At 69.0% G+C, this 14,338-nt stretch carries 10 protein-coding genes and 1 pseudogene; 5 read left to right on the top strand and 6 right to left on the bottom strand.

The window, feature by feature from the left end:
• Positions 1 to 162 precede the first annotated feature (162 nt).
• The 4 genes and pseudogenes from AC0685_RS06025 to AC0685_RS06040 all read left to right on the top strand — a co-directional run.
• Positions 163 to 1,182: an Acg family FMN-binding oxidoreductase gene (locus AC0685_RS06025; RefSeq protein ID WP_478224558.1), complete on the top strand. Its 1,020-nt coding sequence runs from the start codon at positions 163 to 165 to the stop codon at positions 1,180 to 1,182.
• Positions 1,183 to 1,197: 15 nt separating this feature from the next.
• Positions 1,198 to 1,428 carry an SHOCT domain-containing protein gene (locus AC0685_RS06030; protein ID WP_478224559.1) on the top strand — a complete coding sequence of 77 codons (231 nt, stop codon included), beginning with the start codon at positions 1,198 to 1,200 and terminating at the stop codon, positions 1,426 to 1,428.
• Positions 1,429 to 1,455: 27 nt separating this feature from the next.
• The gene (gene ftsH, locus AC0685_RS06035) at positions 1,456 to 3,336 is read left to right on the top strand and encodes an ATP-dependent zinc metalloprotease FtsH (RefSeq protein ID WP_478224560.1); all 1,881 of its coding nucleotides are present in this window, start codon (positions 1,456 to 1,458) and stop codon (positions 3,334 to 3,336) included.
• Positions 3,337 to 3,354: 18 nt separating this feature from the next.
• Positions 3,355 to 4,650 (top strand): annotated as a pseudogene (locus AC0685_RS06040) (wax ester/triacylglycerol synthase family O-acyltransferase); the annotation flags it as partial.
• A 69-nt stretch (positions 4,651 to 4,719) separates the two neighbouring features.
• Here AC0685_RS06040 and AC0685_RS06045 read toward each other — a convergent pair.
• From AC0685_RS06045 to AC0685_RS06065, 5 genes are all read right to left on the bottom strand, one after another.
• Positions 4,720 to 7,260 (bottom strand): cation-translocating P-type ATPase, encoded by a 2,541-nt coding sequence (locus AC0685_RS06045; RefSeq protein ID WP_478224561.1) that lies wholly within the window; start codon positions 7,258 to 7,260, stop codon positions 4,720 to 4,722.
• Positions 7,257 to 8,159 carry a universal stress protein gene (locus tag AC0685_RS06050; RefSeq protein WP_478224562.1) on the bottom strand — a complete coding sequence of 301 codons (903 nt, stop codon included), beginning with the start codon at positions 8,157 to 8,159 and terminating at the stop codon, positions 7,257 to 7,259. Before AC0685_RS06050 ends, AC0685_RS06045 begins: the two co-directional genes overlap by 4 nt.
• A gap of 103 nt (positions 8,160 to 8,262) precedes the next feature.
• A complete protein-coding gene (locus tag AC0685_RS06055; protein ID WP_478224563.1) occupies positions 8,263 to 8,778 on the bottom strand; it encodes an N-acetyltransferase family protein in 516 nt (171 codons plus the stop codon).
• 558 nt (positions 8,779 to 9,336) lie between these two features.
• Complete coding sequence (locus tag AC0685_RS06060) at positions 9,337 to 10,710, bottom strand: MBL fold metallo-hydrolase RNA specificity domain-containing protein (protein ID WP_478224564.1); 1,374 nt, start codon at positions 10,708 to 10,710, stop codon at positions 9,337 to 9,339.
• Between the two features lie 25 nt (positions 10,711 to 10,735).
• Positions 10,736 to 11,716, bottom strand: coding sequence for an Acg family FMN-binding oxidoreductase (locus AC0685_RS06065; RefSeq protein ID WP_478224565.1), 981 nt, complete (start codon positions 11,714 to 11,716; stop codon positions 10,736 to 10,738).
• 218 nt (positions 11,717 to 11,934) lie between these two features.
• Between AC0685_RS06065 and AC0685_RS06070 the strand changes: the two genes are divergently transcribed.
• Positions 11,935 to 12,600 (top strand): response regulator transcription factor, encoded by a 666-nt coding sequence (locus AC0685_RS06070; protein ID WP_478224566.1) that lies wholly within the window; start codon positions 11,935 to 11,937, stop codon positions 12,598 to 12,600.
• Here the strand turns inward: AC0685_RS06070 and AC0685_RS06075 are convergent.
• Positions 12,597 to 14,318 (bottom strand): sensor histidine kinase, encoded by a 1,722-nt coding sequence (locus AC0685_RS06075; protein WP_478224567.1) that lies wholly within the window; start codon positions 14,316 to 14,318, stop codon positions 12,597 to 12,599. The genes AC0685_RS06070 and AC0685_RS06075 overlap by 4 nt on opposite strands.
• Positions 14,319 to 14,338: the final 20 nt, after the last annotated feature.

A 14,338-nucleotide genomic window follows, 5' to 3' on the forward strand; every position in this document is an offset into this window, starting at 1 on the left:
CCTCCTTGCGGGCAGCGGACCCTTCCGACGATCCTGCGCGGCCGCACGGGAGAACAGCAACGAACGGCCCGGCGAACCGGGCCCTCTGGCCCTCCACGACACACAGCGTCCGGAGAACCATGAAACGAGGCCCCTTCCCCCTTGAGCAGAGGCAGGTTTCCGATGGACCACGGCCTTCCCGACGACTACACGGTCGAAACCGCGGTGGCCCTGGCCGGCCGCGCCCCTTCGGTGCACAACTCGCAACCCTGGCAATGGCGCGTCGGAGATCGCACCGTCCACCTCTACGCCGACCGGGTCCGGCAGCTGGCCGGAACCGATCCGGACGGCCGGGACCTGATGCTCAGCTGCGGCACGGCGCTGCACCACCTCCGGGTCGGCTTCGCGGCCTTGGGCTGGCGGGCCGAGGTGCACCGGTTGCCCAATCCGGCGGAGCCGGACCACCTGGCGTCCGTCGAGCTGCACCGGCACGAGCCGACCCAGGAGGACATCACGCTGGCCGCCGCCATTCCCCGGCGCCGCACCGACCGGCGCAGGCACAGCTCCTGGACCGTGCCCACCGGGCACCTCGAAACCCTCGCCCGGCACGCGGCCGACGAAGGCGCCATCCTGCGTCCCGCCCTCGACGCCGCCCGCTACCACCTCGCACGCGCCATCTTCGAAGCCGCCGAGGTCCACGCGGCGGACCCGGCGTACCGCACCGAACTCGCCGCCTGGAGCGGCAGGCACACCGCTCCCGACGGCGTCCCGTCGGCGAACGCACCCGCACAGGACGACACCCCCGGCGCCCTGCCCGCGCGTGCGTTCGCCGACCCCCTGCTCGGCCAGCCCGAAGGCTCGACCGGTGAAGCGGACGAGACCGTGCTCCTCGTGCTGAGCACGGCTTCGGACGACGCCATGTCGCGACTTCGCGCGGGCGAAGCCACCAGCGCGGTGCTGCTCGCCGCTACCAGCCTGGGCTTGGCCACCTCTCCGCTCACCGAACCGCTGGAAGTCGCGGACACCAGGACGAAGGTGCGCGACCTGGTCACCGGCGGCACCTTCCCGCAGATGGTGCTGCGGACCGGCTGGGCCCCGGTCAACGCCGATCCCCTGCCCGCGACCCCGCGCCGGAACCTCGACGAGGTCCTCGCACCGCTCGGGACGCCGGCGACCCGCGAAGTGCGCTACCGGAGCCACTGATCGAAAGGAACAGTCATGCCTTACTGGCACTACTCCAACGGCGGCTGGGTCAGCATGCTGCTCATGCTGATCACCGTGCTCATCCTGGTCGGCGGCCTCATCGCCGTCTCGGTGATCCTGTTACGCCGCACCACCAAGACCTCGACCGGTCACGACGACGCGATCGAGATCCTGAACGAACGGTTCGCGCGTGGGGAGATCGACAAGGACGAGTTCGAGACACGGCGTGCCGTGCTTCGCGGGTGACCGGGCCCGCGCACGAAGGGACAAGCGATGTCACGGACGGCCAAACCCGGCCCGCCCCCCGACCCGATCCCACCCGCGGGCCCGCCTGAATCCTCAGGCCGGCACCGCTGGGCGGTTCCCGCGGCTTTCCTGGTGATGCTGCTCCTGTTCTTCCTCCCTCATCTGCTGACCGCCGAGACTCCCACCTTCGGTTACACGGAACTTCTGTCCAAAGTAGACGCGGGGCAGGTGGAGAAGGTCACGGTCGACGACGAAGGGGCGATCAAGGGCAATCTCCGTGACGGGACCGCGTTCACCACGCAGCTTCCCGTCGCGCTCGAGGACGACCAGTTGCTGCCGAAGCTGAAGGAGAAGGATGTCCAGGTCACCGGCGCGCGAGGGGGCACATCGGGCGTGCTTTCTTGGGTCGGCAGTCTGCTCCCCTTGCTTCTTCTGGTGGGTTTCCTGATCTGGATGGGCAAAGGTGCGCAACGGTCCCTCGCCGGGGCCGGGGGTTTCGGCCGGTCGAAAGCGAAGATCATCGAGGCACAGCGGCCCACCACCCGGTTCGCGGACGTAGCGGGGTACGAAGGGGTCAAGCAGGAGGTCAGTGAGATCGTCGACTTCCTCCGCGACCCGGATCGCTACGCGGCGGCGGGTGCGAAAGGACCGCGCGGCGTCATCATGGTCGGGCCGCCGGGCACCGGGAAGACGCTGCTGGCTCGCGCCGTCGCGGGCGAGGCCAGCGTGCCGTTCCTGTCGGTCACCGGTTCCGAGTTCGTGGAGATGTTCGTCGGCGTCGGTGCCTCGCGGGTCCGCGATCTGTTCACCGAGGCCAGGAACCGGGCGCCGTCCATCATCTTCATCGACGAGATCGACGCCGTCGGAAGCCGCCGGGGCGTCGGCGGTACGGGCGGGCACGACGAACGCGAACAGACCCTGAACCAGCTTCTGGCCGAAATGGACGGTTTCGATCAGGGCAGCGGGATCGTCGTGCTCGCCGCGACCAACCGGCCGGAGTCCCTCGACCACGCGCTCCTGCGTCCCGGCCGGTTCGACCGGCAGGTCACCGTGCCCCTGCCGAACCAGGACGAACGCGCGGCCATCCTCGCCGTTCACGTGCACGGCAAACACCTCGGTCCCGACGTCGACCTGCGGCGCATCGCCCGCGGAACGCCCGGATTCTCCGGCGCGGATCTCGCGAATCTGGTCAACGAGGGAGCGATCAACGCCGTCCGCGCCGGGCGCACGACCATCACGGCGGCCGACCTGGACTCGGCACGAGACCGGATACTGCTCGGACGTCGCGAAACGTCCAACGCCTTACTGCCCGAGGAACGGCACGCCGTGGCCGTGCACGAATCCGGGCACGCGCTGATCGCCGCGTTGTGCGAACACGCCGATCCGGTCGCGAAGGTCACCATCCTCCCGGCGGGAATGGCGCTGGGCGCCACCGAGCAACTCCCCGAAGCCGAACGTCATCTCTACAGCGAGGCTTATCTCACCGATCTGCTGACCGTCCGGCTGGGCGGACGCGCCGCGGAACTGGTGGTGTTCCGCCAGGGTTCCACCGGCGCTGCCGACGATCTCGCCGGTGCCACCGCGCTCGCGGTGAAGATGGTGACGGAGTTCGGCCTGTCCACCGCGCTCGGTCCGGTCGCCTATCCGGCCGCACACGCCCGGTTCCTCGCCGATGCCCCGACCGAGCGGCGGCACGGCGGTTTTTCCGAGAGAACGCAGCAAGTGATCGACCGGGAGGTCGCCCGGCTGCTGCGCGCGGCCGAAGACCGAGCCGTCAGCGCCTTGCGCGGACATCGGAAAGCGCTGGACCTCCTGACCGCCGAATTGATGAGCGAGGAGACCGTCGACGGAAGCGTCGTCCTCGACGCGCTGCGGCAGGAAGCCGAAGCCGGCGATCTCGCGTCCTGAACGAACCGGGAGGCACCGATGGACCATCTGAGCCCGCTCGACGCGGCGTTCCTGGAGCTGGAAGACGGGGATTCCAACGCTTCCCTTTCCATCGCGTCGGTGGCGGTGCTCGAAGGCCCGCCACCGTCACACGCGGACTTCGTCCGGTCGATCACCGCCCGGTTGCCGCTGATCCCGCGCTACCGGCAGAAGATCCATCGTGTGCCGCTCGATCTCGGTCCACCGGTGTGGGTCGACGACGACCGGTTCGACGCGGCCCGGCACTTCCACCGGATCGCCGTTCCGGCACCTGGCGGGGAACGGGAGCTGTGCGAACTCGTCGCCCTGCTGATGGGAGAACGCCTCGACCGGGATCATCCGCTGTGGGAATTCTGGGTCATGGAAGGGCTCTCCGGTGGCCGCTGGGCGGTGCTGTCGAAACTGCATCACTGCGTCGCCGACGGCGTCACCGGCAACGAGCTGCTGAAGGTCCTCTTCACGGACGGGCCCCAGGCCGCCGCGCCCGCCGAACCGGTCCCCGACCCCGGCACCGCGAACCTGCTCAAGGACGCCGCACGCAGGCTCCTGATGACTCCCGTCGAACTGCTCAACTGGGTGGTACGGCCGGTGCTTTCGCCTTCACGGGCGATGCGCGGCATCGCGGATGCCGTCTCGGGCCTGACGGCGTTCGCCTCCGCGCTCATCCCCGCGGCGCGGTCGTCGCTCTCCGGCCCCATCGGCCCGGACCGGCGCTACGAGGTGGCGCATACCGCCCTCGACGACGTGCACGCTGTCTGCCGTGCCTTCGAGGTCACCGTGAACGACGTGGCACTCGCGGCCGTCACGGGTGCGTTCCGGGCCCTTTTGCGCCGAAGAGGCGAGAAGCCGGTGCCGGACGCGATGCGGGCGCTCGTGCCGGTCTCCGTCCGCGGAAAGCACGACAGCGTCGACAACGAAGTCTCGCTGATGCTGCCTTTGCTCCCCGTCGACGTCCCCGATCCCGCGGGACGGCTGGTCGCGGTTCATCGGCGCTCGGCCGCCTTGAAGGCGAGCAAAGAGGCGGAGGCCGGCGCCGCGTTGACCGGTGTCGCGGCCTCCGTCCCGTTCGCACCGGTCGCGTGGGCCGTCCGGCTCGCCGCCGGTCTTCCCCAGCACAACGTGGTCTCGGTGGTCACGAATGTCCCGGGGCCGCGGACACCGCTGCGGTTGCTCGGACGCGAGGTGGCGGACCTCTATCCCTACGTCCCGGTCGCCTTGCGGCTGCGGACCGGCGTGGCCGCTTTCTCCTATCGCGACAAGCTCAATTTCGGGATCACCCTGGACTTCGCGAGTGCGCCGGACGCCGGTTTCCTCGCCAAGGCCATCGAGAACGAGCTCTCGGCCTTGGCGAGGATCGCGCGCCGCTCACGACCGGGCACGAACGGCCTTGTGGATGGTGTCGGCGAGCAGGACGACCGGGACGGTGGCGAAGGCCAGCACCCAGCCGAGCGGGCTCGGCACGGTACCGCCGAGAAGCCCGGGCAGGGGCGGCATCAGGAGGAAAGCCGCCAGCATCGCGAGTTCGAAGGCGATCGCGAACCACAGCAGAGGATTTCCCCGCAGTCCGATCCTGCCGATCCAGCGTGACTCGCTCCGGCAGGCGAAGGCGTTCGCGAGCTGGCCGAGCACGATCGCGGTGAAGGCGGTACCGGACGCGGTCGCGAGGAGCGCGGTGTCCGGGACCTCGCCGAACCACCACCCGCCGCCGAGGAGGACCACCAAGAACGCCGCCATCGACGCGAGCGCCTCGGCCGGGCCGAGCACTCCGAAGGCGCGGCGCGCCAACCTGCCGTCGATCAGGGAACCGCCCTTCGCGGGCCCCTCCATCGTGCGCCGGTTCGGCGGCTCCGCGCCGAGCGCGACCGCGGGAAGGAGATCGGTGCCGATGTCGAGCGCCAGTACCTGCAGGACCGTGATGGCCAGCGGGATCTGCCCTCCCGCGAGCGCCCACACGACGAACGGCGTGAGCTCGGCGACGTTGTCGGTCAGGTGATAGGTGAGAAAGCGCCGGATGTTCACGAACGTCGCGCGCCCGAGTTCCACGGCGGCCACGATGGTGCCGAAATGATCGTCGAGGAGGACCAGGTCTGCCGCTTCCCTGGCGACGTCACTGCCTGACGCCCCCATCGCGACACCGATGTCCGCTGTGCGCAAGGCCGGCCCGTCGTTGACGCCGTCGCCGGTCATCGCCACGACGTGTCCTCGGGCCTGGAGGACCTTCGCGATCCGGAGCTTCTCCTCCGGGGCGACCCTGGCGACCACCACGCCATCGACGTCGAGCAGCCTGCCGAGCGCCTCGTCGTCGGCCGGCAGGTCCTTGCCCTCCAATACGAGCCGGTCCGGCCCGAGCAGCCCGACTTCGGCGGCGATGGCCGCGGCCGTCCCCGGATGGTCGCCCGTCACCATCGCCAGCCGGATCCCGGCACGACGGCAGGACACGATCGCGGCGCTGACGTCGGGCCGGGGCGGGTCCTCCAGCCCGACGAGGCCGAGCAGTGTCAGCCCTCCCTGCTCTTCTTTCGCTGCCGGTTTGGTGTGGTGCGCCACCGCGAGCACCCGCAGGCCCGCCCTGCTGAACGCGGCGACGGCTTCGTCCGCTCCGGAAACCTCCGCGCACAGTGGCAGGACGGTGTCCGGCGCGCCCGAGACATGGAGGCCGTCGACGTCCGCGACCGATGACCGGCGCCGGCGCGGATCGAACGGCCACCGCCGGACCGGCGGCGGAGCGCCGGTGACTCCGGCACGTGCGGCGAGGACGTGCAGCGCCACCTCCATCGGGTCGCCGACCGGCCGCCACCCGTTCGCCTCTTCGACGGCATGCGCGTCCGGAGAGCATCGCGCCGCGGAATCCGCGAGCGTCGCCGCCGCCCGCACCGCCGCCGGAGAGCCGGTGAGCTCGCCGACCGGCCGGTATCCCGTACCGTCGACCTCGACGGTCCCGGACGGCGTCCACACCCGGACGACGGACATTTCGTTGCGGGTCAGCGTGCCGGTCTTGTCGGTGCAGATGAACGTGGTCGCCCCCAGCGTCTCCACGGATTCGAGCCGGCGTACCAGGGCGTTGCGGCCCGCCATCTTCTGCGCCGCCCGCGCCAGCGACAGCGTCACGGTCGGCAGCAGCCCCTCCGGGACGAGCGCGACCGTCACGCCGATCGCGAGCAGGAAGCTTTCCGTTCCCGCGCGGCCGAGACCGAGGGCCGCGGCGAAGAACACGCAGCCGACCGCGACCGCCATCAGGGCCACGAGCCGCACCACGCGGTGCAACTGCGTGGCCAAAGGACTTCTCGGCCGCACGGCGTTCGCGGTCACCGCGGAGATACCGGCGAGGCGGGAGCGGGCGCCGGTGGCCGTCACGATCGCGACGCCGTGCCCTTCGGTGACATACGTACCGGCGAAAACGGATCCGCCCACCTCCGGCCGCACCGGTCTGCTCTCGCCGGTCAGCATGGACTCGTCCACCGAGAGCAGGCCGCATTCGGCGAGTTCCCCGTCGGCGCACACGCGGTCCCCCGCCTCGAGCAGGACCACGTCGCCCACGACCAGGTCCGCCGCGTCCACGACGACCGCACGCCCGTCCCGGCGCACCGTCGCGCGCACCGGCAGCAGATCCCGCAACCGCTCCGCGGCACGGTCCGCGCGGTACTCCTGGGCGAACGAGAACGCACCGTTGAGCACCACGACCACGACGATCGCGATCGACAGCGCCGGCATCCCGGCGAGCAACGCCAGCCCCGCCGCCGCCCACAGCATCAACGCGAAGAAATGGACCATCTGACCCGCCAGCGTCAGCAACGGATTCCGCTGTTTCGCGGCGGGAAGGGTATTCGGTCCGTCCCGGCGAAGCGCGGTCGCCGCTTCGTCTGCCGTGAGACCCGCCGTTTCCCGGACCATGGCCGAGCCGGTCACCGGTCCGCTGCCTCGCGGGCCACGATCACCGGGCACAGCGCGTAGGACATCACCGCTTGGCTGGTCGAACCGAGGAGCATTCCGGCGACGCCGCCGCGGCCGCGACTGCCCACGACCAGCAGTTGCGCCCGGTCGGCGTGCCCGAGCAGTTTGTCGGCGGGACGACCTCGCATCACCTCCCGGTGCACACGCACGTCGGGGTACTTCTCCCGCCAGCCCGCCAGCCGTTCGGCGAGGACCTCGTTCGCGCTCTCCTCGATCTCGGACCGCTCCAGGCTCCAGTGCGTTTCCTCGAAGACCGCCGAAAGGAATGCGTCGTCCCAGCAATGCAAGGCGACCAATTCGGTCTGCCGCCAGGACGCTTCCTCGAAGGCGAGCGCGAGGGCGGCTTCGCTGGTCCTTGTCCCGTCGACGCCGACGACGACCGGTCCGTCCTGCGGTGCTTCGGCTTCCGCGACGTGCGGGCGGATCAGCGCGACGGGGCACGCCGCACGTGCCGCCAGCGCGATGGACACCGACCCGACCAGCACCCGGCCCAGGGGACGCAGACCTTCGGTCCCCAGCACGAGCAGGTCCGCGTTCTCGGCCGCGTCTTTCAGCGCTTGCACCGGGCGCTCGTGCCGCAACAGGAGTGAGACGTGGAGGTCCGGAGCGATCTCCCTGGCGGCGTCACGGGCTTGCCGCAGGAGGCGATGTCCGCGCATCCTGATCGTTCCCGCGAGATCCTCCCGGGTCGGCATCGGCCTCGGATGGCTCAGCGACTCGTCGTCGATCGCGTGTACCAGCGTGAGTTCCGCGTGGCGGCGGCGCGCCTGATCCGCCGCCCAGCGGACGGCCCTGATCGCGGACTCCGAGCCGTCGACACCGACGACGACCCGGTGCCCCGAATTCTCCGGCATAACGGTTCACCCCATCCTGATTCGGCAACTGCCTTGGACGTTAGGAACTGACGCGTCAGGAAGGCAGCGGCGTTCGTAACCGGGGGACGGGACCTTCGACCTATCAGTCCACTGTGGAAGGACGGGGCGGCAGCCGCACCGCCGCGTCCGCGAGACCGTCCGTGATCACCTGTCGTGCCCCCGCCGAGTCGAGCAGATCGGCGACGGCGCGGTTGTCCGCGAGATAGGTGGCGGTGAACTCGCTGAACCCGTGCCGCGACGCCGCTTCCGCCAGCTTCGTGACCAAAGCCGTCGCCAGCCCTGCCCGGCGCCAGCAAGGCGTCACCGCGACCGCGATCTCCGCGACCCCTGGCTGGAGCGTCGCCTCGTACCGCGCGATCGCCACGCCCTTCCCGGCCTCGTCACGCGCGACAAGCGCGTAACGGCGATCGAAATCGAGCTCGGTCAGGTGTGCCAGCAAGCGCGGTGTCACCTTCGGAGGCGGCCCGCAGAACCGGCGGTACAGCGTCTCCCGATCCGCTTCGACGAGCGCCTCGCCGAGTTCTTCGGCGTCGGCCGGGCTCACACGGGTCACGAAGACGGTCCGGCCATCGCGCAGGCACACCGGCTGTCCGTCCATCGGCTCAGCGTAGGACCGCGGACTTTCGCGGCGCTACGGCCGAAGAGGCTGCGCCACCGGGACCAATGTCCCTCGTCTTCCGTCCGGCGTCGACCACGTTCGAACGACGTCGGAATCACTTTCCGAGGGGTCGTGAGCGGTAGGGACGGCTATTGAGCCGAAGGTCAAACGTGTCTTTGTCGGGCGGGGCGTCCTGAAGGCCACCTTTTGAGGGGTAGGGCAAAGGTGGCGTGATCGAGCCTCTGGGCAGGAATGGGGTCGACAAGGGGGGAGCTGGCGTATTCCTGACCGTCCACAAGGGACATCAAGCAAGCAACGGTGTCCCTTGTGGGTACTTTGACGGGGGTCGTGAGTGGTAATGAGCGTTCTAACCGTCATTACCGCTCACGACCCCCGTCGAAAATCGCACATTTAGACACTAAACGGGCATTTCACCGCCCGTAGGGGTCCTTCACCGCAAAGTCTCGGCCACGCCACCGTTGACTTACTCCTCAATAACGACACACAACACTCACGACGACCCCGGCGGCTGTTGACCCGGCGACCCACGCGTAGCCGTCAGATCAGCACCCGCTCCCGATCACGGGGAACGACAGCCTGCCAGTCATGCTCGGTACGAAGCCGTTCGGCGACCGCCGCCGACGCCTCGGGCTCGCCGTGCACGAGATAGGTACTCTTCGGCGGCGCTCCCGCGGTGGCCCACCGCACCAGCTCGTCCGCGTCGGCATGGGCACTGAAGGCGTCGAGCTGGGCCACGTCGGCGCGGACCGTGGTGTAGCGGCCATGGATCTTGATCTGCCTCGCTCCGTTCGCGAGGCTGCGCGCGCGGGTGCCAGGGGCGGCGTAGCCGACTATCAGCACGGTGTGCCGGTGATCAGGCAGCATGTGTTCGAGGTGATGCAGTACCCGGCCTCCGCTCGCCATCCCCGACGCGGAGATGATGATCGAAGGCATCCTCGGAGCATTGACCCGCATGGATTCTTCCACCGTTCGCAGTTCCGTCAGCGAACGCGGAGTCAGCGGATCGTGCCCGGCGAGTTCGGGCCGGATCTCCGGCCAATGGTCACGGAATGCCTCGCGGTACACCCGCAGCGCCGCCAACGCCATCGGGCTGTCCACGTAAACCGGCAGGTCGGGGATCGTGTGCGACCGCATCAACTTCGCGAGCGCGGCCAGTACCACTTCGGTCCTGTCGACGGCGAACGCCGGGACGAGGACACTGCCGCCGCGTCTGGCCGTCCGCCTGATGACTTCGCCGAGCTGGTCCATGGCGTCGGTGTCGTGGTGGACCCGGGAGCCGTAGGTCGATTCGAGTACCAGCGCGTCGCAGGGAGGCCGCGGCGATGGCGGGCGCAGGAGACTGTGTGCCGGACGGCCGAGATCGCCGCTGAACACGACGTCGCGCCCATCGGACCGCAGCTGTGCCCAGGCGGAGCCGAGGATGTGACCGGCTTGCCCGAAACGCAGCGTCATGTCCTTGCCGACCGTCGTCTCGATGCCGTACTCGAGTTCTTCGAGAAGACCGATCGCTTTCCGCGCGTCACCCGCGTCGTAAAGAGGCAAGGCCGGCCGGTGCTTCGACCAGCCGTACTTGTTGGCGTGCGCGGCCTCCTCGGTCATGAGATGGGCACTGTCCTCCAGCACGATCGGAACGAGAGCCGCGGTGCCCGGTGTCGCGTACACCGGTCCGCGCCAGCCCGATCGCACCAGGACCGGCAGGTACCCGCAGTGGTCCAGATGGGCGTGGGTGATCACCACGGCGTCGACGTCGGTCAAGGCACGCGGCAGCGGTGCCCAGTTCCGGCGGCGCAGATCGGCGAGTCCCTGGAAGAGCCCGCAGTCGACCAGGACACGGGAACCGGGCGTTTCCAGCAGGTACTTGCTGCCGGTGACGGTTCCGGCTCCGCCATGGAAGGTCAGCGCGATGGTCACGATGACGCCTTTCTCGGTGAGGAGCTCAGAATCCGTTCCCGAGGATTTCGTCGACGGCACGGCGCGGGCTCGACGGCACGAGCCCGGTGGGATAGCCGAAGCGCATGACGGCCTGCGGAAACCCGGGAAGCTCCAGATCCTCGGTCAACGCGGAACGGACTTCGGGCAGGTGGAACGGCTGGGTCAGCACCGAACCGGCCAGACCGTCGTCGACCGCTTCAAGCCAGGTGTCCTGGAGCGCGTGTCCCGCGTGCAGGTGGTCGTACCGGCCATCATCGACGGTGAGGAAGACGAGCAAGGTCTCACCGGCGAGGCGACGCTGAAGGACTCGGCGATCGGGGAGAGCCGTCCCTGGACGGACCAGTCCCGCCCAGGGAAGCGATCCGGCGGGAAGCGCGCTCGCGGCCAGCCCGACGCCATGGCGGTGAAAGTGCTCGTCGTGGATCGTCCACAGGGCCAGTTCGCGCTGGTACGCCAGATCGTGCTGATACGCCTCGGCGGCGAATTCGAGCAGATCCGCGATCCGGGAGAGTTCCAGCTCGTCGTGGATCAGCCTGGCTTCGACCCCGCTTTCGTTCGCGGCGGCGATCAAGTCACCGATTTTCTCTCGCGAGACTCGTCGGCCGGAGAAGGGGTGCCGGTAGCTTCCTCGCCGGGCGATCGCCGAGTACCGGTGCAGGTCGACATCGGACGGCGCCGAACGCCCCGTGGTCTCGATCGCGGCGACGATGTCCGGCTCGCCGTCCTCCGGGAACATCCGCGTGGTCAGGTCGTAGCCGAGAACCCGGACCGCCAGCTCCACATTGGCGAGGGCGGCACCGCACGAGATGAGCCGGTCACGGCCTCGGGTGTCGTGTTCGGGCAGTGCCAGGTCGCGGCGCTCACGCAGGAGAAGCCGGTGTCCGTCGGGCTCCAGCCGCCACGGCTGGATGTTGTGCACGGAGGGCGCCCGCAGCAACGTCCTCGCCAGTACCTCGGTCTCGGCCCTCGTCCACCCGTTTGCCATGTGTCCCGTCCTCAGTCGTCCTTCGATCGAGTTCAACGGTGCACCTGTCCCACGAGGATGGAGCAGGTACCGAGGGCACCGATCGCCGGGACCAAATACCCGGGTGCGGTCCCGCCAGGGCCCAAGGTCCCGGTTCGTTGGGACGTCTAGGTGGCTGTATCAGCCGAAGTGCACGGGTACCGTCGGTCGAGAAGCAGGGACCCCTCAGGAGGGACGAGATGGCGACCAAGGTGTTCCTCGTGGACGACCACGAGATTGTCCGGCGAGGGCTGGCGGATCTGCTCGGGAACGAACCTGACATCGAAATCGCCGGCGAAGCCGCGTCCGTCTCCGAAGCACTCGCCCGCATCCCGCAAAGCGATGCGGACATCGCCGTGCTCGACGTGCGGCTCCCCGACGGAACCGGCATCGAACTCTGCCGCGATCTGCTGTCCACCGAGCCGGAGCTGCGGTGCCTGATGCTCACCTCGTACGCCGACGACGAGGCGCTCTTCACCGCCATCATGGCCGGCGCGTCGGGATTCGTCCTCAAGCAGGTCCTCGGGAACGATCTCGTCTCGGCGATCCGGACCATCGCGGGCGGCGGCTCGCTTCTCGACAGCCGGACCACCGCCGCGCTGATGAACCGCATCCGGCGCGAGCGCGACCAGAACGATCCGACCTCCACCTTGTCCGAGCAGGAACGAACGGTGTTCGATCTGATCGGCGAAGGCCTGACCAACCGAGAGATCGGTGAGCGGATGTTCCTCGCCGAAAAGACCGTGAAGAACTACGTCTCCCGGATCCTGGCCAAGCTCGGCATTCAGCGCCGGACGCAAGCCGCGGTCCTCGCGACCGAACTCAAACGAACCGCGGCGGCGTCCCCGGTATTCGGTGACCGCTAGGTCAGCGGAACGCGCCAAAGCACCCGAGCGCCGCCACCGTCACGGTCTCCGAACTCGGTTTCGCCGCCACACTTCGTCGCTCGGTCGGCGAGGTTCACCAATCCGCTTCGCCTGCCCGCTTGGGGGATGCCGATGCCGTTGTCGGTGACCTCGATGATCAGCTCACGGTCGGCCTCGACGCTGATCGTGATCTCATCGGCGCCGGAATGACGGACCGCGTTGCTCAGCGCCTCACGGACCACCGCCTCGGCATGTTCGTGCAGCGTCTGCGGCACGAGCGTGTCCACAGCCCCGGCGATCCGGACCGAAGGAGTGAGCGTGCTCTCGGTCGTCAATTCCGTGACGGCGTCGAGCAGCCGGCGGCGCAGGCTCTTCGAGGCGTCCGAGCCCGAGGTGTGCAGATCGAAGATGGACGTCCTGATCTCGCGGACCGTCCGATCCAGTTGTTCCACCGCCTGTGTCACCCTGTCCCGCGCGAACGTGTCGGGTACCCGGGGCACGATGCTCTGCAGGCTCATCCCGGTCGCGAACATCCGCTGGATGACGTGGTCGTGCAGGTCCTGAGCGATCCTGTCCCGATCGGCGAGAACGTCCAAAAGCCGCTGATTACGCTGTTTCTCACCGAACTCCAGCGCGACCGCGGCCTGATCGGCGAACGACGACAGCATGGGAAGCTGATCGGCCTTGTACTGCGAAGCGCCCTTGTCCCTCCCCGCGACGAGCACCCCTCCGACGCCGGAAGTGCTGTTCAACGGAATCACGGCGGCCGGTCCGAGACCGTCGAAAACAGGCTCGGCCGGCCCAGGGGAGACCGTACCCAGGTCAGGGATGAGACTGGGCTGGCCGGATTCGAACACCTCGTCTATCGCGGGGTGCCCTCCCGTCATCGAAGATCCCGCGAGGGCGTTCGCCCGCTCTCCCGCGACGACACTCACGGTCAAGGCCTGCCCGGCACCTCCGGCCAGCAGGATCAACACCTCGTTGGCCCCGGAAAGTTCACGAACCCTGGCGGCGATCAGGTTCAGCGTGTCGGTGACCGACGCACCCCCGAGGAGCTCACCGTTGACCTCCGCGACCGCTTCGAGCCACCGTTCGCGCGTCCGTGACCGTTCGAACAACCGGGCGTTGTCGATGGCGACACCGGCGGCCGCGGCCAAGGCCTGCAGAACGACCTCGTCGTCGGCGGTGAACTCGGCGGCTCCCCGCTTCTCGGTCAGATAGAGATTGCCGAAGACCTCGTCCCGGACACGCACCGGTACGCCCAGGAAGCTGTGCATCGGGGGATGGTTCGCAGGGAAGCCCACCGAAGCGTGGTGCGCGGTCAGGTCGGGTACCCGGACGGGGTGCGGCTCGTGGATGAGCAGCCCGAGCAAGCCCCGGCCTTCGGGCAAATGCCCCATATGAGACCTCGTTTCGGCATCGATGCCCACGTAGACGAACTCCGAAAGCCCGTCTTCGTCACCGAGCACGCCGAGCGCGCCGTACCGGGCGTCGACCAGCTCGACCGCCGCCTGCACGATTCTCTGCAGGGTCGAGTCGAGTTCCAGCCCGGTGGCCACGGCCAGGACCGCGTCGAGCAGGCCTTGGAGCCGATCTCGGGTCTTGACGATCTCCGACAGCCGCTCTTGGACCTCGTGCAGCAGTTCGTCGAGCCGTAACCCGGTCAAAACCGCCGCGCTCGGTGGCGCCTCGTCGGCCGAACCTCGCTCCGACGACATTCGGTTGCTCCTCCCGGATC

The organism is Amycolatopsis sp. NPDC043889 (genome assembly GCF_056435645.1).